Origin of the sequence: Streptococcus sp. HMSC071H03, assembly GCF_001813035.1 — a bacterium.
Lineage (GTDB): Bacteria > Bacillota > Bacilli > Lactobacillales > Streptococcaceae > Streptococcus > Streptococcus anginosus.
Genome location: NZ_KV811142.1, coordinates 32,408 through 56,836, shown reverse-complemented (window position 1 = coordinate 56,836; position 24,429 = coordinate 32,408). Strand labels below are relative to the sequence as shown.

General features: G+C 40.0%; 26 protein-coding genes and 1 pseudogene. 20 read left to right on the top strand and 7 right to left on the bottom strand.

The genetic code is table 11. The annotated features are described in order from the left end of the window. The 3 genes and pseudogenes from HMPREF2887_RS00670 to HMPREF2887_RS10215 form a co-directional block, all read right to left on the bottom strand. Positions 1 to 439, bottom strand: a pseudogene (locus HMPREF2887_RS00670) (DUF1980 domain-containing protein); the annotation flags it as partial. Beyond that, entirely contained in the window at positions 436 to 1,341 is a 906-nt protein-coding gene (locus HMPREF2887_RS00665) for a permease (protein ID WP_021001541.1), read from the bottom strand. The pseudogene HMPREF2887_RS00670 and the gene HMPREF2887_RS00665, both read right to left, overlap by 4 nt. Beyond that, the gene (locus tag HMPREF2887_RS10215; protein ID WP_006270662.1) at positions 1,338 to 1,478 is read right to left on the bottom strand and encodes an SPJ_0845 family protein; all 141 of its coding nucleotides are present in this window, start codon (positions 1,476 to 1,478) and stop codon (positions 1,338 to 1,340) included. The genes HMPREF2887_RS00665 and HMPREF2887_RS10215 overlap by 4 nt, the downstream gene beginning before the upstream one ends. Positions 1,479 to 1,598: 120 nt before the next feature. Here HMPREF2887_RS10215 and HMPREF2887_RS00660 point away from each other — a divergent pair, with 120 nt between their 5' ends. From HMPREF2887_RS00660 to HMPREF2887_RS00625, 8 genes are all read left to right on the top strand, one after another. Further along, positions 1,599 to 3,728, top strand: coding sequence for a Tex family protein (locus HMPREF2887_RS00660; RefSeq protein ID WP_057489853.1), 2,130 nt, complete (start codon positions 1,599 to 1,601; stop codon positions 3,726 to 3,728). Continuing rightward, positions 3,715 to 4,164, top strand: coding sequence for a SprT family protein (locus HMPREF2887_RS00655; RefSeq protein WP_021001543.1), 450 nt, complete (start codon positions 3,715 to 3,717; stop codon positions 4,162 to 4,164). The genes HMPREF2887_RS00660 and HMPREF2887_RS00655 overlap by 14 nt, the downstream gene beginning before the upstream one ends. 104 nt (positions 4,165 to 4,268) lie before the next feature. Next, positions 4,269 to 4,541 (top strand): PspC domain-containing protein, encoded by a 273-nt coding sequence (locus tag HMPREF2887_RS00650; protein ID WP_041784103.1) that lies wholly within the window; start codon positions 4,269 to 4,271, stop codon positions 4,539 to 4,541. A gap of 50 nt (positions 4,542 to 4,591) precedes the next feature. Further along, the gene (locus HMPREF2887_RS00645; RefSeq protein WP_003025120.1) at positions 4,592 to 5,113 is read left to right on the top strand and encodes an NUDIX hydrolase; all 522 of its coding nucleotides are present in this window, start codon (positions 4,592 to 4,594) and stop codon (positions 5,111 to 5,113) included. 117 nt (positions 5,114 to 5,230) lie between these two features. After that, a complete protein-coding gene (gene hprK, locus HMPREF2887_RS00640; protein WP_021001545.1) occupies positions 5,231 to 6,163 on the top strand; it encodes an HPr(Ser) kinase/phosphatase in 933 nt (310 codons plus the stop codon). Continuing rightward, complete coding sequence (gene lgt, locus HMPREF2887_RS00635; protein WP_003025115.1) at positions 6,156 to 6,929, top strand: prolipoprotein diacylglyceryl transferase; 774 nt, start codon at positions 6,156 to 6,158, stop codon at positions 6,927 to 6,929. The genes hprK and lgt overlap by 8 nt, the downstream gene beginning before the upstream one ends. Positions 6,930 to 6,947: 18 nt before the next feature. Continuing rightward, positions 6,948 to 7,331, top strand: a complete 384-nt coding sequence (locus HMPREF2887_RS00630) for a DUF948 domain-containing protein (protein ID WP_003025113.1) — start codon at positions 6,948 to 6,950, stop codon at positions 7,329 to 7,331. A 15-nt stretch (positions 7,332 to 7,346) separates the two neighbouring features. Further along, entirely contained in the window at positions 7,347 to 7,814 is a 468-nt protein-coding gene (locus HMPREF2887_RS00625) for a YtxH domain-containing protein (RefSeq protein WP_003025111.1), read from the top strand. Positions 7,815 to 7,908: 94 nt separating this feature from the next. On the opposite strand, the gene HMPREF2887_RS00620 is transcribed toward HMPREF2887_RS00625, so the two are convergent. Beyond that, positions 7,909 to 8,202 (bottom strand): DUF3270 domain-containing protein, encoded by a 294-nt coding sequence (locus tag HMPREF2887_RS00620; RefSeq protein WP_003025109.1) that lies wholly within the window; start codon positions 8,200 to 8,202, stop codon positions 7,909 to 7,911. Between the two features lie 138 nt (positions 8,203 to 8,340). Between HMPREF2887_RS00620 and HMPREF2887_RS00615 the strand changes: the two genes are divergently transcribed. From HMPREF2887_RS00615 to HMPREF2887_RS00585, 7 genes are all read left to right on the top strand, one after another. Then, positions 8,341 to 9,270 carry a peptidase U32 family protein gene (locus HMPREF2887_RS00615; RefSeq protein WP_003025106.1) on the top strand — a complete coding sequence of 310 codons (930 nt, stop codon included), beginning with the start codon at positions 8,341 to 8,343 and terminating at the stop codon, positions 9,268 to 9,270. Positions 9,271 to 9,400: 130 nt separating this feature from the next. Then, complete coding sequence (locus HMPREF2887_RS00610) at positions 9,401 to 10,687, top strand: peptidase U32 family protein (RefSeq protein WP_003025103.1); 1,287 nt, start codon at positions 9,401 to 9,403, stop codon at positions 10,685 to 10,687. A gap of 697 nt (positions 10,688 to 11,384) precedes the next feature. Then, positions 11,385 to 13,046: a ribonuclease J gene (locus HMPREF2887_RS00605; protein WP_003025100.1), complete on the top strand. Its 1,662-nt coding sequence runs from the start codon at positions 11,385 to 11,387 to the stop codon at positions 13,044 to 13,046. 98 nt (positions 13,047 to 13,144) lie between these two features. Further along, positions 13,145 to 13,936, top strand: a complete 792-nt coding sequence (locus tag HMPREF2887_RS00600; RefSeq protein WP_021001546.1) for an alpha/beta hydrolase — start codon at positions 13,145 to 13,147, stop codon at positions 13,934 to 13,936. Positions 13,937 to 14,080: 144 nt separating this feature from the next. After that, the gene (locus HMPREF2887_RS00595) at positions 14,081 to 14,785 is read left to right on the top strand and encodes a matrixin family metalloprotease (RefSeq protein WP_003025095.1); all 705 of its coding nucleotides are present in this window, start codon (positions 14,081 to 14,083) and stop codon (positions 14,783 to 14,785) included. A gap of 1 nt (position 14,786) precedes the next feature. After that, entirely contained in the window at positions 14,787 to 15,152 is a 366-nt protein-coding gene (locus tag HMPREF2887_RS00590; RefSeq protein ID WP_003025092.1) for a hypothetical protein, read from the top strand. A 74-nt stretch (positions 15,153 to 15,226) separates the two neighbouring features. Continuing rightward, the gene (locus HMPREF2887_RS00585; protein ID WP_021001547.1) at positions 15,227 to 17,125 is read left to right on the top strand and encodes an ABC-F family ATP-binding cassette domain-containing protein; all 1,899 of its coding nucleotides are present in this window, start codon (positions 15,227 to 15,229) and stop codon (positions 17,123 to 17,125) included. Between the two features lie 377 nt (positions 17,126 to 17,502). On the opposite strand, the gene HMPREF2887_RS00575 is transcribed toward HMPREF2887_RS00585, so the two are convergent. From HMPREF2887_RS00575 to murT, 3 genes are read right to left on the bottom strand one after another with little or no spacing between them, the layout of a single operon-like run. Beyond that, entirely contained in the window at positions 17,503 to 17,751 is a 249-nt protein-coding gene (locus tag HMPREF2887_RS00575; RefSeq protein ID WP_037590225.1) for a LapA family protein, read from the bottom strand. Between the two features lie 28 nt (positions 17,752 to 17,779). Then, positions 17,780 to 18,565, bottom strand: coding sequence for a lipid II isoglutaminyl synthase subunit GatD (gene gatD / locus HMPREF2887_RS00570; RefSeq protein WP_057489620.1), 786 nt, complete (start codon positions 18,563 to 18,565; stop codon positions 17,780 to 17,782). After that, a complete protein-coding gene (gene murT, locus HMPREF2887_RS00565) occupies positions 18,565 to 19,908 on the bottom strand; it encodes a lipid II isoglutaminyl synthase subunit MurT (protein WP_021001549.1) in 1,344 nt (447 codons plus the stop codon). The genes gatD and murT overlap by 1 nt, the downstream gene beginning before the upstream one ends. Positions 19,909 to 20,015: 107 nt before the next feature. Between murT and cdaA the strand changes: the two genes are divergently transcribed. The 5 genes from cdaA to HMPREF2887_RS10345 form a co-directional block, all read left to right on the top strand. Beyond that, positions 20,016 to 20,873 (top strand): diadenylate cyclase CdaA, encoded by an 858-nt coding sequence (gene cdaA, locus HMPREF2887_RS00560; protein WP_003025075.1) that lies wholly within the window; start codon positions 20,016 to 20,018, stop codon positions 20,871 to 20,873. Next, positions 20,860 to 21,588: a CdaR family protein gene (locus tag HMPREF2887_RS00555; protein ID WP_021001550.1), complete on the top strand. Its 729-nt coding sequence runs from the start codon at positions 20,860 to 20,862 to the stop codon at positions 21,586 to 21,588. The genes cdaA and HMPREF2887_RS00555 overlap by 14 nt, the downstream gene beginning before the upstream one ends. A 24-nt stretch (positions 21,589 to 21,612) precedes the next feature. Continuing rightward, positions 21,613 to 22,965, top strand: a complete 1,353-nt coding sequence (gene glmM, locus HMPREF2887_RS00550) for a phosphoglucosamine mutase (RefSeq protein ID WP_021001551.1) — start codon at positions 21,613 to 21,615, stop codon at positions 22,963 to 22,965. A gap of 108 nt (positions 22,966 to 23,073) precedes the next feature. Continuing rightward, complete coding sequence (gene serB / locus HMPREF2887_RS00545) at positions 23,074 to 23,724, top strand: phosphoserine phosphatase SerB (RefSeq protein WP_021001552.1); 651 nt, start codon at positions 23,074 to 23,076, stop codon at positions 23,722 to 23,724. A 3-nt stretch (positions 23,725 to 23,727) separates the two neighbouring features. Continuing rightward, positions 23,728 to 24,429 (top strand): glycerate kinase (locus HMPREF2887_RS10345; RefSeq protein WP_148131472.1); only part of this gene is annotated, 702 nt, incomplete at its 3' end.

The following is a 24,429-nucleotide window of genomic DNA, read 5'->3' as shown; positions in this document are numbered from 1 at the left end:
TTTTTTGCAGCTGCCCGCATTTCCTTCTCGTAAGCACTTTTAGTAAAATAGGTACTGGTATCAGGCTTCAGGTATTGATTGGTAGTACCTTCATCAGCCTGAATGCTCTTTGAACTACCATCAGCTAGAGGAAATGGTAGCCCTTAGCAGAAACGGTTGTAGAGTCCAAATTGACCGTTGGAAAGAAGAGAGCAACGATAAGTGGTACAACAAGAAAAGCAATGCTAGCAAATTTTGCTGAGCGGCTCGTCAAATGGCTGTGTACTTTCATTTTTTTCATCCAGACGATGAGCTGCACAATAGCTAGCACGAAAGAAAGTATCATGGAAATATATGCCAAATAAGAAAAATGCATGTTGATGTATTGATTGAGCTTGCCAGAAAGTTGCAAATACATGGTGATTTCAAAGTAACCAGCTAAAATTAGAAAACGAATCATAGCACCACCCCCACAAGCCAAGAGTAAATGACAACAACTAAACTAACAATTCCAATGAATTGCCAGATGAATCGTACTTTGAGGTAATTTTTCATCATGAGGATATTTTTCACATCTAGCATTGGTCCAATGACGAGAAAAGCCAGAACTGGCGCTAAACCAAAGCTAGAAATGAGCGAACTGCCGATAAAGGCATCTGCTTCACTGCAAAGTGAGAGAAGAAATGCAAGCAGCATCAATAGCAAAATAGCCATAAGCGGTGTTGCACTAATGGAAGTCAGAATGCGTGTAGGCACGTAGACTTGCACTAGACTGGCAAAGAGACAACCAAAGACTAAGTAACGACCTGTATCAAAAAATTCGTCAATAGACTGCACAAACACTTGAAATACTTTCTTTGGCTGACTTAAATGGGAGAAGTCGTGTTCATGCTGAATAATTCGATTCTCTTTTTGAATAGTTGCCGTGTTGAGAAAGCCAAAGAAAATTCCTAGAACAATTGCTACAACAATAGAGCCAAGAGCTCTGAGCAAAGCCATTTTAAAGGAATTCCCGAAAGCAGAGTAAGTCGCAAAAAGAACAATGGGATTGATAACCGGCGCTGTCACCATAAAAGGTACAGCTGTGTAACTCGGTACTTTCTTTTCCAAAAAGCGATTGATAATAGGCACAATTCCACATTCGCAAGAAGGGAAAATGAAGCCAATAAAAGTACCAAAGAAAATTCGGCACCATTTATTTTTAGGCAGATAGCGATAAACTTTGTCTGGTGTGATATAAACCTCTATAAAACCTGAAATAATACTCCCAATCAGCACAAAAGGTAGTGCTTCAATAATAATGGAGAGGAAAATCGCACCAGCTTGCAAAACGCTAGGTGGTAGTTGATTAAAAAAACTCATAACTTTTTAGCCTTTTGTTCTTTTTTAATCTTTTTTTCTTTTTCATCAGGAAATTCTATTTTTTCGATTTTAGGTAACGTTGCAAATTCTTCAAACATTTTATCTAAATCATCTGAACGCGTAAATTTAATAGCCATAACAGCCTCCTTTTCCTTTTTAACTATTATACTATCATTTTGAAAATTATGGTGAAATAAAGTCAGCAGAATAAAGATTAGCTTGTGAAAGAAGGAGAGGAATGTGGTATAATGTTCTTTATGGAAACAAATATTATCGAACTATCGCAAAGTTTAAAGATTAGTCAGAAGCAAATTGAAAAAGTATTGGAACTGACAGCAGAGGGCAACACGATTCCGTTTATCGCTCGTTATCGGAAAGAAATGACAGGTAATTTGGATGAGGTAGAGATTAAGGCTATTCTTGATTTGGATAAAAGTCTGACGAACCTCAGAGAGCGTAAGGCAACGGTGCTGGCAAAGATTGAAGAACAAGGAAAGCTGACGGACAAATTGCGTGCGGCCATTGAAGCAGCTGAAAAGTTGGCTGATGTGGAAGAACTTTATCTTCCTTACAAAGAAAAGCGTCGGACAAAAGCTACGATTGCACGTGAAGCAGGACTTTTTCCTTTGGCACGACTCATATTACAAAATGCTGCCACTCTTCAAGAGGAAGCAACTGCCTTAACTAACGAAACATTTCCGACAGCAGAAGCAGCTCTAGCTGGAGCTGTAGATATTTTAGTGGAAGCCATTTCAGAAGATGTACAACTGCGTGCTTGGACTTATCATGAAATGCTGACAAATTCAAGCATTGTTTCAACTTTAAAAGATCAAGATTTGGACGAAAAGCAAGTGTTTCAAATCTATTATGACTTTTCCGAAAAAATCGCGGATATGCAGGGGTATCGCACCTTAGCACTGAATCGTGGTGAAAAGCTAGGTGTTCTCAAAGTTAATTTTGAGAACAATGTAGATAAGATTATCCGCTTCTTTGAAGTGCGCTTTAAGGTCAAAAATGGCTACATTCATGAAGCAATCCAGCAAGCTGTGAAAAAGAAAATCATTCCAGCTATGGAACGTCGGATTAGGGCAGAATTGACCGAAACTGCAGAAGACGGAGCGATTCAGCTTTTTTCAGATAATCTGCGAAATCTGCTCTTGATTGCGCCACTCAAAGGACGCGTGGTACTAGGATTTGACCCAGCTTTTCGGACAGGAGCAAAATTAGCAGTCGTAGATGCAACTGGAAAAATGCTGACAACTCAGGTTATCTATCCTGTTCCACCGGCAAAAGCAGCGCAAATTGAAGCTTCTAAGCAAGATTTGTCAGACTTGATTGACCAATTTGGTGTTGAAATCATTGCTATTGGAAATGGAACAGCCAGTCGAGAAAGTGAAGCGTTTGTTGCTGAAGTATTGAAAACTCATCCAAACGTCAGTTATGTTATTGTCAATGAAAGCGGTGCGTCTGTTTATTCTGCTAGCGAATTGGCGCGGCATGAGTTCCCTGATTTGACCGTTGAGAAACGTTCGGCTATCTCTATCGCACGTCGACTGCAAGACCCTCTTGCAGAGCTAGTTAAAATTGACCCAAAATCAATCGGTGTCGGTCAATACCAACATGATGTGAGCCAGAAGAAATTATCTGAAAGCTTGGATTTTGTCGTAGATACCGTTGTTAACCAAGTCGGCGTTAATATCAATACCGCAAGCCCATCTCTTCTATCGCATGTGGCAGGGTTAAACAAAACGATTTCTGAAAATATTGTCAAATATCGTGAAGAAGAAGGTGTGATTCGCTCGCGTGAGGAGATTAAAAAAGTTCCTCGTCTAGGTGCTAAAGCATTTGAACAGGCGGCAGGGTTCTTACGGATTCCCGAAAGTGATAATGTTTTGGATAATACAGGTGTTCACCCAGAGAGTTATCCAGCTGTTGAGAAATTGTTCCAAACGCTTGCAATTACGGACTTAGATCAAGCCGCTCAAGAAAAATTGCAGTCTTTAGATGTCAAAAAAGTTGCTGCAGATTTGAACTTGGGAGAAGTTACCCTCAAGGATATCATTGCAGACTTGCTCAAGCCAGGACGTGATATGCGTGATTCATTTGATGCACCAGTTCTGCGTCAAGATGTCCTTGATATAAAGGACTTACAAATTGGGCAAAAGTTAGAAGGCGTTGTCCGCAATGTTGTTGATTTTGGTGCTTTTGTCGATATTGGCATTCACGAAGATGGCTTGATTCACATTTCTAAGCTCAGCAACAGCTATGTCAAACATCCAAGCCAAGTAGTTTCTGTTGGTGATTTGGTAACCGTGTGGGTGGATAAGCTGGATATAGAAAGAGAAAAGGTCAATCTTTCCTTGGTGGCACCGCGTGAATCTAACTAACTATGTCAGACAAGTCTCTTTGGAAGATTTTGACAAAGAATTTCGACATACGGCTTCTTGGAATAAGCGTCTTCGCTCAACAGGTGGACGCTTTTTTCCAAAGGATGGTCATCTTGATTTTAATCCTAGAATCTATGAACAGTTTGGTTTAGAAACCTTCCGAAAAATTGTGCGGCATGAGTTGTGTCACTATCATCTTTACTTTGAAAAGAAGGGCTATCGGCATAAGGATCGAGATTTCAAGCAATTATTGAAAGCCGTGGATGGTTTGCGCTATACCCCTACTTTATCAAGCCAATCAACTTCAAAAACGCTTGTTTATCAATGCTTGCATTGTCGTGCACAATATCATAGAAAAAGACGAATCAATACTGAGCGGTATTGCTGCGGACGTTGCCAAGGGAAGCTCATTTTTGTCAGACAATTGCAGTCTTAATGATTATTTTGACGAAACAATCAGAAATCCGCCTAGGGACGGATGGCGTGATGACTAAAATGTGCTACACTAGATTTAGTATCAATGAAAGAGGCTAAATGATGATGAAAACAAAATTTTATAAATTACGCCGAAATAGCGCTGTATCAGGAGTCTTGGCTGGTTTGTCTGACAAATTTGGTTTGGATGTTGGTCTCGTTCGCTTTTTATTCGTTTTATTTACTATCTTTAACTTTGGCTTAGGGATTATCATCTATATCATCTTAGCAGCTGTGATGCCTTACAAGGAAGACGTAGAAGAAGAAATGTATGGAACAGGACCTCGTAAGCGCAAAGAAGCAGAAGCAATCAAAGAAGATGACGGCTGGTTTTGGTGAGTGTGTTGGAGCAAGCGTTTGGTTATATATGCTAGAAAGGAGTTCGGACAATGGACTCCTTTATTTTGGGAGGAGGAGAAATGGAATATTGGGATGCTTATAATGAGCAAAGAGAGCGACAAGGAAAGTTTCTAAAGAGAGGTCAACCAATTGCGGAAGGGCAGTATCACCTCTGTGTCAATGTCTTCGTTCGTCATATAGATGGGGAATTTCTCCTGATGCACCGCAGTCCAAAAAAAGAAATTCATCCTAATTATTATGAGTTTGGTGCAGGAGGGAGTGTGTTGGCTGGTGAAGATAGCATGACCGCAGCCTATCGTGAATTGCAGGAAGAAACTGGGCTGATTCCTAGAAAAATACAACTGATTGAGCAGACGACTTCACCTAAAGATCACTGCCATTTTGATTTTTATGAGGCAATCGTCACAGAGAAAGACGTGAAATATCAAGAAGGTGAAACGGATAGCCACATCTGGCTGAAACCTAGTGAACTCCGTTATTTTATGAATCGTTATCCTTTATTTCAAAATCAAAAACAAATTGTAGAAAAAATGCTCCAGTCAGAGAAGTAGTAAATGCTATATATTATATATGGTTGCATCCATTTTCTTTGCAAAATCAAGGATGAAACTCTCCTTTAATCTCAAAATTTGCTATAATAGAAAAAGAAACTATCAAAGGGGAAGAATATGACTGTAAAGATCAAAGATCTATTAAAAAAAGTCAGGTTAAATGTGGTTTATGGCGACGAGAAAATGTTGGAAAGAGAAATTACGACCTCTGATATTTCCCGCCCAGGACTTGAAATGACAGGTTATTTTGACTATTACACCCCAGAGCGTATTCAGCTAATGGGCATGAAAGAATGGTCTTACTTGATGAAGATGACGTCCCATAATCGCTATCAGGTTTTACGAAAAATGTTTGAACGAGACACTGTTATGATTGTGGCGCGTGATCTGAAAGTACCTGATGAGATGTTGAAGGCTGCAAAGGAAAATAAAATTGTTGTTCTCAGCAGCCGCACACCGACGAGTCGTTTATCAGGTGAAATTTCTAGCTATCTAGATTCACGTTTGGCTGAACGAACCAGTATTCATGGCGTTCTAATGGATATTTATGGCATGGGCGTTTTGATACAAGGTGATAGCGGAATTGGAAAAAGCGAAACTGGACTGGAGCTAGTTAAACGCGGGCATCGTTTAGTCGCAGATGACCGTGTGGATATCTACGCGAAAGATGAAATGACTCTCTGGGGTGAGCCAGCTGAAATTTTGCGCCATTTACTTGAGATTCGTGGCGTCGGGATTATTGATGTTATGAGCCTTTATGGGGCAAGTGCTGTAAAAGATTCATCACAGGTTCAGTTGGCTGTTTATCTGGAAAATTATGATGTCAATAAAACATTTGACCGCTTGGGAAACAATGGTGAGGAGTTTGCAGTATCAGGTGTGGCTATTCCAAGGATTCGCATTCCCGTAAAAACAGGTCGGAATATTTCGGTGGTGATTGAAGCAGCAGCGATGAATTACCGTGCTAAAGAGATGGGCTTTGATGCCACGAAGACTTTTGAGGAACGCTTGGCCAATCTCATTAGTGAGAATGAGGTGTCTCATGATTAATCCAATTGCATTTAAAATAGGACCTCTAAGTATTCGCTGGTATGCGATTTGTATTGTAACTGGTTTAGTTTTAGCTGTTTATCTGGCTATGCGTGAAGCACCGCGAAAGAAAATCATTCCAGATGACATTCTTGACTTTATCCTCATTGCGTTTCCTTTGGCAATAGTTGGAGCTCGCATTTATTATGTCATTTTTGATTGGGGCTATTATGCTAAAAATCCTGCTGAGATTTTTGCCATTTGGCATGGAGGAATTGCTATTTATGGCGGTTTAATCACCGGAGCGATTGTCTTGTATTTTTTCTCACAGAGAAAACTTATCAATACGCTAGACTTTTTAGATATTGCGGTTCCAGGAGTGATGATTGCCCAAAGTCTTGGACGCTGGGGAAATTTCTTCAATCAAGAGGCTTACGGAGCGGTTGTTAAAAGTCTAAATTACTTACCAAGTTTTATGCGCAACCAAATGTACATTGATGGTCATTACCGACAACCAACTTTTCTTTATGAGTCGGTTTGGAATTTGTTAGGATTTGCTTTAGTGATGGTTGCGAGAAGAAAGAAAAATTTCCTCAAACGTGGGGAAATGACTGGATTTTATCTTATTTGGTATGGAATAGGTCGCATGGTGATTGAAGGTATGCGAACAGATAGTCTCATGTTTGCGGGCTTGCGTGTGTCACAATGGTTGTCTGCTGTTCTAGTGGTTGCAGGAATCATTCTCGTCATTTACCAACGCAGAAAAAAAGATACCCCTTATTATTAAAAAGTTAGGAGAAGAAAAATGCTTGAAATTGCTTATAGTCTAGTTGCCCTCGCTTTGATTGCTTTGATTGTTTATACGATTTTTTTGGTTAGGAAAATCTCAAATGTCGTTGATGAAACAGAAAAAACAATTCAGGTGTTGACGACAGATGTCAATGTGACACTTTATCAAACCAATGAATTGTTAACGAAAGTGAATGTTTTAGCAGATGATATTAATGGAAAAATGACAACCATTGACCCGCTTTTCACTGCAGTTGCAGATTTATCTGAGTCCGTTTCGGATTTGAATGATTCTGCTCGTCATTTGAGCAAAAAAGCTGCTGCAGCAGGAAAAAATAGTGTCAAAGCTGGTGCAACTTTATCAGCTTTGCGCATGATTACAAAACTATTTAAAAAATAAGAAAGAAGGCTTATTATGGGTAAATTTTCATCTATCCTTTTAGGAACACTCTCTGGAGCAGCTGCAGCTGTATTTCTTACTAGCAAAAAAGGAAAAGAAGTGACTGCGAAGGTTTCTGATTTTATGAATGGCGTCAAAGAAAATCCAGATGATTTTAAAGAACAAGTAGTACAAAAAGCCAATCATTTCTCTAATCAAGCTGCAGAAGCAGTCAACCAAGCCAAAGAAAAGGTTGAGAGCGGAGAAATTACAGGTGAAACAATTCTTGACTCTGTGAAAGAAGTAACGAAACAAGTAGTTGACTTTTCACAAGAGAAAATGCAAGAATGGAAAGAAAAAATGACACCAGAAGGTATCTCTCCAGAAGATTTCAAAAAAACTGAGCAAGAACCAATTGATAAAGAAACCACATCGGAGGATATTGTCATTGATTTGACAGAAAACCAAGAATTGGAAAATGAAGACAAAAAAATTGAGGACTAGCACCTCAATTTTTTTAACTTTTTAACATCGATTTTACATCACAACGAATCACAACAAAAACAGTGCCTTGCAAATAGGCACTTCAATCCCAAAACTATTTATTTCTTTTTCGACGAATAAATGTTTGCTGCACTTTGATACACGCTAAACTAACAGCGATTGCCAAAGCAAAGGCTAAAAATGTATTTATTTTAATTGACAAAAACAAAAAACTAAACAAAGCTGTCAAGATACAAAATGTAGCAATATTCACGAAAAATAGTAATTCTTTCAGGTTTGGATTCGTTTTTGCTTCAGGAATGTAATCTTGATAAAGAGGATATTGTTCTTGTTCTAATTCTGGATAGGTGTAGTCCTCTTGATAGGACTGATATTTTCTTGCGGTCATGTTCTCTCTCCTTACAGTACTCTCTTATTTTATCATGATTTTAATTAGATAAATATTACATAACGGTTACAAAAAGGCTAAAAATGCTTTTCAAATTAAAAAATAGAAGAGAACTCAAAAATATGTTATAATTTTGCTATGGAAAAGATTATCATTACAGCGACAGCTGAGAGCGTTGAACAAGTAAAAGAGCTTTTAGAAGCAGGTGTGGATCGCATTTATGTAGGTGAAAAAGAGTATGGTCTTCGGTTACCCCATACCTTTTCTTATGACGAATTGCGGCAGATTGCAGCCCTTGTACATGAGGCAGGCAGAAAGTTGACAGTTGCTGTCAATGCTTTGATGCATCAGGAAATGATGAATAAAATCAAGCCATTTCTTGATTTTTTAGTGGATATTCAGGCAGATTATATTACTGTGGGAGATGCTGGTGTGTTTTATGTGTTAAAACGTGACGGTTATCCGTTTAAGACGATTTATGATGCCTCGACTATGGTTGCCAGCAGTCGTCAGGTGAACTTCTGGGGGCAAAAAGCTGGCGCTTCTGAGGCGGTTTTAGCACGGGAAATTCCATCGGCAGAATTGTTTAAAATGCAGGAAGTGTTAGAAATTCCTGTTGAGATACTAGTCTATGGTGCTAGCGTCATTCATCATTCTAAGCGACCGCTTTTGCAGAATTATTATAATTTCACTCATATTGATGACGAAAAGAGTCGTGAGCGTAATTTATTCCTTGCAGAGCCGAGTGACCCAGATAGCCATTATTCTATTTTTGAGGACAATCATGGGACGCATATTTTTGCGAACAATGACTTGGATATGATGACGAAACTTGGAGAATTGGTAGAATATGGCTTCACACATTGGAAGCTTGAAGGGATTTATACGCCAGGACACAATTTTGTTGAAATTGCCAAACTCTTTGTGCAAGCGCGTGAGTTGATTGAGACCAATCAATTTACACATGATCAGGCTTTCCTTTTGGATGATCAGGTTCATCAATTGCATCCAAAGAATCGTTTCTTGGATACTGGATTTTATGAATATGATCCAGATCAGGTGAAATAAGGGACGCAGGTAGTCGCGAGTTGCGACTGCTTGTTTAACTTTCACAATCTGTTTCCTTTAGCTTGATTTCAAGCCCTTTTTGCTATAAAATAAAAAGGCTAAGTATTAGAATTTAGAAAAGAGCGAGAATATGACAAAAACTTTGAAAAGACCAGAAGTTCTGGCGCCTGCTGGAACGTTGGAAAAATTAAAAGTCGCCATTCGTTATGGAGCGGATGCTGTTTACATTGGCGGACAAGCTTATGGTTTGCGCAGTCGTGCTGGAAATTTTACGTTTGAAGAAATGGAAGAGGGCGTTCAATTTGCTCGTGAACATGGCGCAAAAGTCTATGTGGCTGCGAACATGGTAACCCACGAAGGCAATGAAGAAGGAGCTGGGGAATGGTTCCGCACTTTGCGGGATATTGGCATTTCTGCCGTTATCGTATCTGACCCAGCTTTGATTGCCATTGCTTGTACAGAAGCGCCAGGTTTGGAAGTACACTTGTCAACACAAGCTAGCGCAACAAACTATGAAACCTTGGAATTTTGGAAAGATTTGGGGTTGACACGTGTCGTTTTGGCGCGCGAAGTTTCCATGGAAGAATTGGCAGAAATCCGCAAACATACCGATGTTGAGATTGAAGCTTTTGTTCACGGTGCTATGTGTATTTCCTACTCAGGACGTTGTACTTTATCCAATCATATGAGCATGCGGGATGCCAATCGTGGGGGCTGCTCTCAATCTTGCCGCTGGAAATATGATCTCTACGATATGCCCTTTGGACAAGAGCGCAAGAGTTTAAAAGGTGAAATTCCAGAAGAATTTTCCATGTCGGCTGTCGATATGTCCATGATTGATCATATTCCTGATATGATTAAAAATGGTGTGGATAGTCTGAAAATTGAAGGGCGTATGAAGTCTATTCACTATGTATCCACTGTTTCAAATTGTTATAAAGCTGCAGTTGATGCTTATCTTGAAAGTCCAGAAAAGTTTGAAGCAATCAAGCAAGACTTGGTCGATGAGATGTGGAAAGTGGCGCAGCGTGAATTGGCGACAGGATTTTATTATCATACGCCAACTGAAAATGAACAGCTTTTTGGAGCACGCCGCAAAATTCCGCAATATAAATTTGTGGCAGAAGTGGTGGCTTATGACCCTGATACGCAAACAGCGACTATTCGGCAACGAAATGTCATCAATGAGGGCGACCCAGTTGAATTTTATGGTCCTGGTTTCCGTCATTTTGATGCAGTCATTACAGATTTACACGATTCAGATGGAAATAAAATTGATCGGGCTCCTAATCCGATGGAATTGTTGACGATTTCCTTACCACATCCAGTTTATCCAGGTGATATGGTACGTAGTCGTAAAGAAGGTTTGATAAATCTTTATAAAGAAGACGGCACAAGTGTCACAGTACGGGCATAAAAATCTATATTGAGAAGAGGTTTGAATGGTTAATTCTGCCTCTTTTTATTTGTAAAGAATATTTTAAAAAAATGAATGTAAACGCTTGCCTTTTAAAAAAAGAAGGTGTACAATATAATTAAAGAAAGATAAGAAAGGGCTGATTCCAATGGGTGTCGGAACGTTCATATTTTAAATCGTTTATGATGTATTAGTTTCTATTTGCTAATTGTTTTTCTTAATTGGAGGTATTTGATAAATATTTCTGAAGATGTCATGTAGTGGTTTGTAGAATTGCATCGCGTATAAAGAACGCAAAGTAAGAATAAATAAGAATGTTATTTGATGCAATCGGTAGAAGCTTTTTAATGATTTTCACGCTTTGGTATAAAACCGCTATTGTTTTAGATGAAAAAACTTGTTTTTGATATATTGTGGACAAGAAAATCATTCTTTAATAAAATAACGATGGAATCATCATAAGAATCTCTTTTCAGATAATTACTTTCTGAAAGTCTATCTATCACTTATTAGCAAATAGAGACGGCTCCTAGCTTTCTGTAGGTATACAGTAACTAGGAGTTTTTTGTATGCTCTGTTCTTTGAAAAAAATCATGAAAAGTAGTATAATAAATAAAATATGCAAAATACTTGCAAAACTGTAATTCGACTTGGGATTCCAAGGACCGTTAGTAAAAAAATTTGAAAAGGAGAATCAATGAGCAATATTAAATTGATTGCTTTAGGTGGCGTACGTGAGAATGGGAAAAATCTTTACATCGCTGAAGTGGATGAATCTATTTTTGTCTTGGATGTCGGATTAAAGTATCCGGAAAATGAACAGCTTGGTGTGGATTTTGTCATTCCCAATATGGACTATTTGTTTGAAAATAAGGACCGTATTGCAGGGGTCTTTTTGACACACGGGCATGCGGATGCAATTGGTGCCTTGCCTTATTTATTGGTTGAAACGAAAGTCCCTGTATTTGGCTCAGAATTGACGATTGAGTTGGCTAAGTTATTTGTCAAAGGAAATGATACGGTCAAAAAGTTCAATGATTTTCATGTGATTGATGAAGACACAGAGATTGATTTTGGTGGTACGGTTGTATCTTTCTTTAAAACAACGCACTCTATTCCAGAGAGTTTAGGGATTGTTTTGAAAACGTCTGAAGGCAATATTGTTTACACAGGTGATTTCAAGTTTGATCAGACGGCTAGTCAGTCTTATGCAACAGATTTTGCTCGCTTGGCGGAAATTGGTCGTGAAGGCGTTCTAGCTCTTCTTAGTGATTCTGCAAATGCAGATAGTACGATTCAAGTGGCAAGTGAGAGCGAAGTTGCAAAGGAAATTAGCGATACAATTGGAGACTGGGAAGGACGCGTGATTGTTGCGGCGGTTGCAAGCAATCTTTCTCGGATTCAACAAGTCTTTGAAGCTGCTGCTAGGACAGGTCGTCGTGTTGTATTGACTGGATTTGACATTGAAAATATCGTTCGTACTGCTATTCGCTTGAAGAAATTATCACTCGTGGACGAACGTTTGTTGATTAAACCTAAAGAAATGTCCAAGTTTGAAGATCATGAACTGATTATTTTGGAAACTGGGCGTATGGGTGAGCCAATCAATGGCTTGCGCAAGATGTCTATCGGACGTCACCGTTATGTAGAAATCAAAGAAGGCGATTTGGTTTATATTGTTACAACACCGTCTATCGCAAAAGAAGCCTTGGTGGCACGTGTAGAAAACATGATTTACCAAGCAGGTGGTGTTGTTAAATTGATTACGCAAGATTTGCGGGTGTCTGGTCATGGAAATGAGCGCGATTTGCAATTGATGTTAAACCTCTTGCAGCCGAAATTCTTGTTCCCAATTCAAGGAGAATATCGTGAATTGGCAGCACATGCTAAAGCTGCAATGGCAATTGGTATGTTGCCAGAGAACATTTTTATTCCAAAACGTGGTAGCATTATGGAATATGAAAAGGGTGATTTTGTACCTTCTGGTGCGGTATCTTCTGGTGATGTCATGATTGATGGAAATGCGATTGGTGATGTCGGAAATATCGTTCTTCGTGACCGCAAAGTTCTGTCTGAAGACGGTATCTTTATCGTCGCCATTACAGTAAACCGTCGTGACAAGAAGATTATTTCCAAAGCCAAGGTTCATACACGTGGATTTGTTTATGTCAAGAAAAGCCGTGATATTTTGCGTGAAAGTGCTGACTTAATCAATAAAACAGTGGAAGATTATCTTGAAAAAGATAACTTTGACTGGGGTGAGTTGAAAGGCTCGGTGCGTGACAATCTTGCGAAATACCTCTTTGAGCAAACTAAACGTCGTCCAGCAATTTTACCCGTTGTAATGGAAGTACGTTAAGCAAATAAATAAGTACATTTAACCTATAGTAACAAAAATAGTGGGGTCAGGACGTTTGTTCCAACCCCTTTCTTACATTTATATGAAAAGGAGAAAAAATGGCATTTTTCGAAATAGAGTATCATTCAGCAGTGTTGGAAATGGAGCGTCGTGTCAATGTCATCTATCCGGATGCGGATGCAGTAGATCCCAGTCAGGTAGCAGATACGGATATTCCCGTTCTTTACCTTTTGCACGGTATGGGCGGCAATGAAAATTCGTGGCGAAAACGGACGAATATTGAGCGTTTACTGCGCCATACAAATTTAATTGTCATTATGCCGTCAACAGATCTTGCTTGGTACACCAATACTGCTTATGGATTGAATTATTATGATGCCATAGCAAAAGAATTGCCTGAGGTTATGCAGCGCTTCTTTCCTAATATGAGTCGGAAACGAGAGAAAACCTTTATTGCAGGCCTGTCGATGGGAGGTTATGGGGCTTATAAAATAGCCTTGACGACAGATCGATTCTCTTATGCAGGGTCATTTTCAGGCGCTATTGGGCTCGGTCTAGATGATGTGGACATAGAAGAACTTCCTGGCGGTACGCTCAACTATTGGCAAGGTGTGTTTGGTGATTTGAAAGCAGTTGATGTCAAGCGGCATTTTTTGACGACAATGGCAAAGAAGTCAGATAAAAAGACTAAATTTTACGCTTGGTGTGGGGAGCAAGATTTTCTTTATCAAGCAAATGAAGTAGCTGTTAAACAATTGCGCAAATGTGGCTTAGATATCACCTATCATCATAATCCGGGAAAACACGAGTGGTATTACTGGGAAAAACAATTAGAGGAATTTCTGAAATGGCTGCCGATTGATTTTGAAGTAGAAGAGCGCTTATCCTAAAGTTGCTTGAGAGATGCCCTTTTTGACAGAAATTTACATTTTTTTGTCAATATTTTATTCTTTCTTTTACAGTTCTCTATTTTAAGAAATTTTTAAGTGAATCTCATGATATTTACTCTTTACATTTGGGATTAGGAGGGAAGTATGAGGTTTATATTTCGAATATTTTCAGCGCTGTTGCGCTTGATATGGCGTTTAGTTTATAGCATTGCATTAACAGCACTCTTTTTAGTGGGAATCTTGTATATCATGAGTCCTTCTAAAAGCAATTTTTCGACAACACTTCAGCAAGATGTCAGTCAAATTTATCGATATGTAAGTGGTCAAGACAGTCAACTAGGCGTTGGACAAAATGTAAAAGACCTGACCAAACAGCTATCGGACAATCATGTTTACCAAACTTCTGGTGCACGCTGGGATAAAGCGAGTGCTACGGTTTATATTGATGCACAAGATGAGACATTTCGCTCAGCTTATCAGGAAGCCATTCGTACTTGGAATCAGACAGGGGCTTTCATTTTTCAGATTGTAAATGATAAAAATCAAGCCAATATTGTTGCGACAGAGATGAATGATGGTACGGTGAGTGCGACAGGTGAGGCAGAATCACAAACTAATTTATTGACGAAACGTTTCACAAATGTAACGGTTCGACTAAATCGTTATTATCTATTGAATAGTCAATATGGCTACTCTTATGAGCGAATCGTAAACACAGCAGAGCATGAACTGGGACATGCGATTGGATTGGAACACAATGAAGAAAAATCCGTCATGCAGTCCGCTGGCTCGTTTTATGGTATTCAAGCAGTAGATGTTCAAGCAGTAAAGGAGTTGTATCAAGCATAAAATGATAAGAAATATCTTTAAAATCATCAGATGTTTCCCAGAGCAAGTTTTCTTGTTTGTCTTTAATTCCAGCATTTTTGCCTGGCTTTGGCAAAGTGGTTCTGATATTGCCGATCGTATCGGTGTGACAGCTGCATGGCAAGAACATGTTCCGGCACCCATTCAGAATTTCTTTGGTCAAAGCAGTCAAGCTATTCAAGGATTTTTCAATCATTCAGCTGTGATGTGGTTGATTGGTTCTATGATGATTCTTTGGGTCATTCGTTTTGTAAAAGGAATCATCAAATTAGGGCTTTTTGCTTTGATTATTCTATTAGGTGTTTACCTTGTGATGCAAAATCAAGAAATTTTAAATAGTTTTAAATGAAAATGCGGTCAAAATGAACCGTATTTTTGTTTTCTAAGATAGCCGTTGGGATAGGAATCTGCTATAATAGGGTTATGATTATTTTACAAGCAAATAAGATTGAACGCTCTTTTGCAGGGGAGCTTCTTTTTAACAATATTAACCTGCAGGTGGATGAGGCTGACCGGATTGCCCTAGTCGGTAAAAATGGAGCTGGGAAGTCCACTCTTTTGAAGATTTTAGTTGGTGAAGAAGCACCAAGTGCTGGGGAAGTCAATAAAAAGCGGGATATGTCCCTGTCTTATTTGGCGCAGGATAGTCGCTTTGAGTCTGCCAATACCATTTACGATGAAATGCTGTATGTTTTTGATGATTTACGTCAGCAGGAGCAACGATTGAGACAGATGGAGCTGTCTATGGGGGATTTGACTGGGACGGATCTGGAAAAGCTGATGACAGACTATGACCGCTTGTCAGAGAATTTCCGTCAGGCAGGCGGATTTACCTATGAAGCAGATATTCGTGCCATTCTCAATGGTTTCAAGTTTGATGAGTCCATGTGGCAGATGAAGATAGAAGAGCTTTCGGGCGGGCAGAATACTCGGCTGGCTCTAGCGAAAATGTTGTTGGAAAAGCCAGATTTATTGGTACTGGATGAGCCTACTAACCACTTGGATATAGAGACGATTGCTTGGCTAGAGAACTACTTGAGCAACTACAGTGGAGCTCTCATCATCGTCAGTCACGACCGTTATTTCCTAGACAAGGTAGCCACTGTGACGCTGGACTTGACCCAGCATTCGTTGGATCGCTATGTGGGAAATTACTCTAGTTTTGTTCAGCAAAAGGAGCAGAAGCTCTTGACAGAGGCCAAGAATTATGAAAAGCAGCAGAAGGAAATTGCTGCTTTGGAGGATTTTGTCAATCGCAATCTGGTTCGGGCATCTACAACCAAACGCGCTCAATCCAGACGCAAACAGCTGGAAAAAATGGAGCGTCTTGACAAGCCAGACAGAGGCAGTCGTTCTGCTAATATGACCTTTCGCTCAGCTAAACCTTCTGGAAATGTCGTCCTAACGCTGGAAGATGCGGCTATCGGTTATGATCATCAAGTGTTGGCCGAGCCTATCAATCTGGATATTCGTAAATTTAACGCAGTAGCTATTGTCGGACCAAATGGTATTGGCAAAACAACTCTTATCAAGTCCATTGTGGGACAAATTCCTTTTATCCGTGGTCAGGAGCATCTGGGAGCAAATGTGGAGCTGGGCTACTATGACCAGACCCAAAGCCAATTGACACCAAGCAATTCAGTCTTGGACGAGCTTTGGAATGATTTTAAACTAACACCAGAAGTGGAAATCCGCAATCGTCTGGGTGCCTTTCTCTTTTCAGGCGATGATGTCAAAAAGTCTGTTAGCATGCTGTCAGGTGGGGAACGAGCACGGCTTTTACTGGCTAAGCTGTCTATGGAAAACAAGAATTTTCTGGTGCTGGATGAGCCAACCAACCACCTAGATATTGATAGTAAAGAGGTGCTGGAGAATGCCTTGATTGACTTTGACGGCACTCTGCTCTTTGTCAGTCATGACCGCTACTTTATCAACCGAGTTGCCACGCAGATTATCGAGCTTTCTGATACTGGCTCCACTCTTTATCTGGGCGATTATGACTATTATCTGGAGAAAAAAGCAGAGCTGGAAGCTTTGAGAGAGGAGAAAGCTACTGCAGCAGAGCCTACTCAGCCTCAGTCAGTAACCAACTACCAACTCCAGAAAGAAACACAGAAAGAAGCTAGGAAATTAGCTCGCCGTTTGGAGCAGCTGGAAGCTGAAATCGAAGAGCTGGAGATGCAAACGACCGAGTTGACTACAGCTATGCAGGAAACCAATGACGCAAGCGAACTCATGGAGCTTCAGCAAAAGCTAGACCAGCTGACTGAACGGCAGGAAGCAGCCATGACGGAGTGGGAAGAAGTGGCAGAACAGGTGTGAGCGAGCTATTTTTAAGTCAAGAAAGTTCATCCGAAGCGAAGAAATTCTTCCCCGAGACTAAATCCCGAATGTTTCAAACGGGGATGAGAGTTTTTTGAGCAAAAAACCTCGTCCTTCATGAAGGATGAGGCAATTTTTAAGTAATTTGCCATTTTCCACATGTGGACGAGAAGTTTTAGAGGAAAATAGCTTTGTCCAGTTTTCGGAAGGAAGTTTTTGGAACAAATTCCGAACATTCTTGTTTCGGACAAAGCTTTTTTGAAAAAATAATGTCGTCCGATTTTCGGACAAGAGAGTTTTGACAAAAAAAGACATGTCCGAAAGTAAAATCCGAACTTTTTAAGAATGTCTTCAAAAAACTAGGTTGGATTTCCAACCTAGTTTCTATTTTTGAGTTCTTTTTTGGCTTTGGCTAATTCATTTCTGAGAGAAAAATTCTTCGGCATACTGATGAGGATAGTAGTGATAGCTCCAAGTAAGACAGAGAGTAAAATTAAGAGAATCAGTGGAATTTTAAAACGAAAGAGAATAAAGCTAACGGTGACGCTTTGCATATTAGCCAAAGATAGTCCAGCGATTAGGAGGATTGCGAGCAACAGTAAAAGGTAGTGCATTCTTTCTTTCATCATTGGTCTCCTTTTGTATTTTTTATCCCTATTCAAACTCTGCCTTGCTCTTGACGTCGCCGTATTCTTCGGGGACTTCTTGCGCTAGAATGTCCTCATAGTTGGCGAGGGGAATATCTTGGCCATATTTATTCTTTAGGGCAGTTGTTACTAGGCGGTAGGCTAGATTGGCATTGCGGGATAGGATAGGGCCGTGGAAGTAAGAGCCAAAGACATTCTTGTAGTGCACGCCTTCGCTTTGGTCTTCCTTGTTGTTTCCATTCCCATAAATAATTCTGCCGAGCGGTTTTTCGTCTTCAGATAGGAATGTCCGTCCTTGGTGATTTTCAAAACCATAGTAGGTTTCGTCAAATTCATCGTTATGAATCTTAATGTCGCCGATGTAGCGGTTATTTTTTTGATTGAGAGTGTAATGTCCCATAATTCCAAGTCCCTCAATCCGCCGACCAGAAGCTTCAATGTAATATTGACCTAGAAGCTGAAAGCCACCACAAATAGCTAGTACCACGCCGTCATGATTGATAAATTCTTCCAAACTATCTTTTTTTGCAGGCAGATCTCGTGCCACAATGGTCTGCTCGTAGTCTTGCCCTCCGCCGAAAAACGCCAAATCATAGTAATCTTTATCAAACTCATCTTCAAGTGAGACAATATCAATTTGAACGCGAGCGCCTAACTTTTCAGCTACATATTTGAGCATGAGAATATTGCCATTGTCGCCGTAAGTGTTCATGAGATTGCCATAGAGATGGGCAATCTTCAAATCATAAGTATAATCCCGATTTTCAGGAGAAGTTAGTGATGTATAAACCATTAGTTCATCTCCTTTCTGACGACTTGATGAGAAGCCAGCAATTCGCGAAACTCTAGCATGGCGGTGTAAGTAGCTAGGATATAGGCATGCTTGGTTTCTTGGTTTTTAATTTTTTCAAAGACCTGGCTTAAATCAGCTACTTCACTGATTTGTTCAGCATTATAGCCAGTCACCCGCAAGCGTCGGGCAATCTCAGAATGACGAACCCCGCCAGCAATCATATGCGGGATATCCATGTTCAAAACTTGCTCAAAATCCGCGTCCCAGATCCAGCTTGTGTCAATACCGTCCGCATAGTTAGCGTTGAGCAAAACGGACAAGCTAAATGGATAAGGAGCTAGCTTAATCATTTCTAGAGCTTGCGTGGCTCCAACAGGATTTTTAATGAGAACTAGCGTACACTCTTTGTCTCCGATCTTGAAAGTTTCCTGACGTCCGAAAACAGCTCTGCTCTTGTCAAAACCAGTCTTGATAGTAGTTGGCTCAACTCCAAAGAATTGAGCAACGGAAACGGCAGCTAAAGCGTTGTAGATATTGTAGAGGCCACCGATATTGATGTGATAGCTTTGACCATCAATGACAAATTCTGAACTGTTGTGATGAAGACTGGTCAATTGGGTCAGTTTGTAGTCTAATTCAGGACGTTTAAAGTCACAGTACTCACAAATATAATCTCCTAGATTGGCATAAGTGTTGAGCTTGTATTTTAGAATGTGCTGACATTTAGGACAGAGAATACCCTCCGTATTGTAGTGAGCTAGTTTTGGCTCTCCTTTTTCGGTATCAAAACCATAATATTGAACCGGATTTTTGAGAGTAACAGAGTTAAACAGCGGACTGTCTCCATTTAGCAAGACAGTTGCCGTAGGAACTTTTTGAGCAGCATCCAAAATCATTTGGTAGGTCGTGTAAATCTCCCCGTAACGATCCATTTGGTCTCGGAAAATATTGGTAAAGACAAAAAGGCTCGGTTTAATGTAATCGCAAATGCGTGAGAGGCTAGCTTCATCAATTTCCAGTACAGCAATATTCTTGCCAGATTTTCCTTTTTTTGCGGTTAGGAAAGTGGTTGTAATCCCGCTAATCATATTGGCTCCGCTGGGATTGGTCACAACCTCGCCAAAAGCCTCTTTGAGGATTCCAACTGTCAGAGCAGTAGTCAAGGTTTTCCCGTTTGTCCCTGTAATCACCACTACTTCGTAATCACGTGCTAGTGTATTTAAAATATCATTGTCAAATTTCAGGGCAAGTTTTCCAGGCAGAGTTGAACCACGTCCCAGTTTGCTTAAAACAAAATGGGAGGATTTCCCTGCAAGAGTGCCCAACATAGTATTTATCTTCATAAGAAATATTTTATCATAAAAAAGTAAAGAAGGTTACAGAAAAATATCTTGAAAAGTGATATAATAGTCAAGAACGTTTTTAGGTTGAGAAAGAGAGGACACTGAAAATGAATTTTCAGCAATTGTCCAATCTCCAATATTGGTCTAGTTTATTTTCTAGTCCTTGGAGTATTGTCATCAATATTATCGATATTGCACTAGTTGCTTGGATTTTATTTTATTTTACAAAAGCAATCGCTGGCACTAAGATTATGATTCTCGTTCGAGGGGTTTTAATTTTTGTACTGGCTCAGATTCTTGCCAATGCAATTGGTTTAACAACGGTTTCTTGGTTAATCAATCAAGTCATTACCTATGGAGTTATTGCGGCTGTTGTGATTTTTACACCTGAGATTCGTACAGGTCTGGAGAGGCTGGGGCGTGCTACCAATTTGTTTTCGACAGCACCCATTAGCTCAGAAGAAAGAATGGTGCAGGCATTTGTCAAAGCAGTGGATTATATGAGTCCGCGGAAAATTGGGGCTCTCGTTGCTATCCAAGGTAGCCGAACCTTGCAAGAATATATTGCAACAGGGATTCCTTTAGATGCCGATGTATCAGGTGAGTTGTTAATCAATATCTTTATTCCTAATACACCGCTGCATGACGGAGCTGTCATTGTAAGAGACAATAAAATAGCCGTTTCTTGCGCTTATCTTCCGCTCACAGAAAACACAGGTATTTCTAAGGAATTTGGAACGCGCCATCGTGCAGCAATCGGTCTTTCAGAAGTGTCAGACGCTCTTACTTTTGTAGTGTCGGAGGAAACGGGAGGGATTTCAATTACACATAATGGAGTTTTCAAGCATAATTTGACATTAGAGGAATTTGAAGCAGAATTGCGGAAAGTGCTGATCTCAGATGAACAACCAAAATCACCATTTAGAAATCGTGTGCTAGGAGGTTGGAAACATGAAAAATCGTAAACAGATTTGGTACATCATTTCTTCCATCTTTTTTGCGGGTGTTTTATTTATTTACGCCACCACGACAAATTACCAAAATAATTCAAATGCTAGACAAACAACTTCTGAAAACTATACCAACACCTTGCCTAGTGTACCAATTGATATTAAATACAATAGTGAAAAATATTTTATCAGTGGGTTTGCATCTGAAGTGTCAGTAGTGTTGACAGGATCTAATCGTGTGACTCTTGCTAGTGAAATGCAAGAAAGCACACGAAAATTCAAGGTTGTGGCAGATTTGACAAAAGCTACAGAAGGAACGAGAGAAGTACCTTTGGCGATTAAAAATTTACCTAGTGGTTTAACTGCGACTGTCACACCAGCTAAGATTACAGTGAAAGTTGGCAAGAAAGCAAGCAAGACAGTTGAAGTGAAAACAACTATCAGTTCAGCCCAGTTAGCAGATGGGTTGATGGTTGATCGCGTGACGGTTGGTGACAATAAGGTAACTGTTACAAGTGACGAAGATACGCTGGCTAAGGTCGATCATGTAGAAGCGGTAGTGCCAACTAGTGAAAAAATATCCGCTAACTATTCAGGAAATGCCCCACTACAGGCAGTTGATGCAAATGGCACAGTTTTGCCAAGTGTGATTACTCCTTATGAGACAACCATAAAAATTACTGTTAAATCATCAAGTTCGTCTTCGAGTTCGACGAGCTCATCCAAATAAAAGTATTGAAAGGATTTTATAAAAATGGGAAAATATTTCGGAACGGACGGAGTTCGTGGAGAAGCAAATGTGGAGTTAACACCAGAGTTAGCTTTTAAATTAGGGCGTTTTGGTGGTTATGTATTGAGCCAGCATGAGAAAGATGTACCCCGTGTCTTTGTAGGACGTGACACACGTATTTCAGGAGAAATGCTGGAAAGTGCTTTAGTAGCTGGACTTTTGTCTGTTGGGATTCGTGTTTATAAGCTCGGAGTTATTGCCACGCCAGGCGTTGCTTATCTGGTGAAATCTGAGAGAGCAAGTGCTGGTGTCATGATTTCAGCTAGCCACAATCCTGCACTTGACAACGGTATTAAATTCTTTGGTGGCGATGGCTATAAATTGGACGATGAGCGTGAATTGGAAATTGAAGCTCTTCTTGATGCCAAAGAAGACGATTTACCGCGTCCAAGTGCGGAAGGTTTAGGAACTCTTATGGATTATCCAGAAGGATTGCGCAAATATCAACAATATCTCGTATCTACTGGTCTTGATTTAGAGGGAATGAAAGTTGCCCTTGATACAGCAAATGGTGCTGCTTCAACGAGTGCTCGTCAGGTATTTGCGGATTTGGGAGCTAGATTGACGGTCATCGGGGAAAATCCAGATGGGCTAAATATCAACTTGAATGTTGGCTCTACACATCCTGAAAAATTGCAAGAAACAGTCCGTGAATCAGGTTCGGCACTTGGTCTGGCATTTGACGGCGATAGCGATCGCTTGATTGCAGTTGATGAGAACGGTGAGATTGTCGATGGCGATAAAATCATGTATATCATTGGGAAATACCTCTCTGAAAAAGGTTTGCTTGCTCAAAATACAATTGTAACAACTGTTATGTCAAATCTTGGTTTCCATAAAGCTTTGGATCGTGAAGGCATTAACAAGGTGATTACAGCTGTTGGTGACCGCTATGTTGTAGAAGAAATGCGCAAATCTGGTTACAATCTGGGCGGTGAGCAATCCGGTCACGTGATTATCATGGATTATAATACGACGGGTGACGGTCAGCTGACAGCCGTTCAATTGACAAAAGTAATGAGAGAAACAGGTAAAACTTTATCTGAATTAGCTTCAGAAGTGACTATTTATCCGCAAAAATTGGTTAATATCCGTGTTGAAAATACTATGAAGAACAAGGCCATGGAAGTTCCTGCTATTAAAGCTGTGATTGAAAAAATGGAAGAAGAAATGGCTGGCAATGGTCGCATTCTTGTTCGTCCAAGTGGAACAGAGCCTCTTTTACGAGTCATGGCAGAAGCACCAAGTCATGAGGAAGTCGATTATTACGTTAATACAATTGCAGATATTGTACGCGCTGAAATTGGTATTGAATAAAGTAAAAAATCTCTGTTTATTATATAGGCAGAGATTTTTTACTTTATATTGTAGTTTGTTTTGTCAATCAATTTTTTATATAATACAAGCAATATATGAGGTGATGATGTGAAAACAAGAGGGCTATTGGTAGTGGATGTGGACAGTACCTTGATTAGAGAAGAAGGAATTGATTTGCTAGGTGCTGCAGCAGGAGTTGGTGAGCAAGTCGCATCCATTACAGAAAAGGCTATGCAAGGGGACTCTGATTTTGAAGCGGCTCTGATAGAACGTGTGGCCTTGCTCAAAGGACTTCCTGAAACAATTTTTAAACGAGTTTTTAAGCAAATTCATTTTACCAAAGGAGCTCAACAGTTGATAGAAGACATGCACCGGCGTGGATACAAGGTTGGTGTTGTATCAGGAGGATTTCATGAAATGGTAGACGAATTAGCCGCGAAATTGAATGTAGATTACGTAAAAGCTAATCGTTTGGAAGTGAAAGACGGTAAGCTAACAGGTAGAGTTTTAGGAACAATTGTCACAAAAGAAGTCAAAAAAGCAATGCTAAGACAATGGGTGGAGGAAAACAATTTGACTCTTGCTCAAACCATTGCTGTAGGAGACGGTGCCAATGATCTTCCGATGATACTAACGGCAGGGATCGGGATTGCTTTTAACGCCAAGCCTCTTGTGAGAGAGCAAGCACCGTATCAAATCAATCAAATGGACTTGTATCAGGTCATAAAACTTTTGGAAGAAATAGAAAGCGAGGACTAAGCCATGCATGTTTTAATTGCACCGGATTCTTTTAAGGAAAGTTTATCAGCTCAAAGTGTTGCAGAGGCTATAAAAGCAGGCTTTTCCAAGGCACTCCCTGAAGCAACATTTGACTTGCTACCCATTGGAGATGGTGGTGAAGGAACGATGACAGCTTTGATCGCAGCCTTGCAGTTAGACACTTATACTCACATCGTAACTGGGCCTTTCGGAGAACCTGTTTCGGTGAAATATGCTCGCAAAGGCGATATAGCTCTCTTTGAAATGGCTGATTTGGTTGGGTTGGCGAATATCCCGTTAGAAAAAAGAAACCCTTTGACTCTTGATACCAGAGGGTTAGGAGAGTTAATTTTGTATCTCGCCAAAGAAGGTGTGGGGCAAATTTATATTGGCGTAGGTGGTTCGGCTACCAATGATGGTGGAATTGGAATGGCAGCTGGATTGGGCTATGAATTTTTTGATAAGGATAATCACTTGCTCCAAGCAAAGGGTTCGTCTTTAGACCGTGTGGCTCGCATTTCAGCAGATAAAGTTCCTGCAATTTTAGGAAATTTGGATATTCAGATTCTGACAGATGTTATGAATCCTCTCTGTGGTGAAAACGGAGCTACATACGTTTTTGGGGGTCAAAAAGGCTTGCCTGATTTGCTATTTTCTCAAGTAGATCAAGCCATGGCAACGTTTTATAAACAGGCGAATCCAACA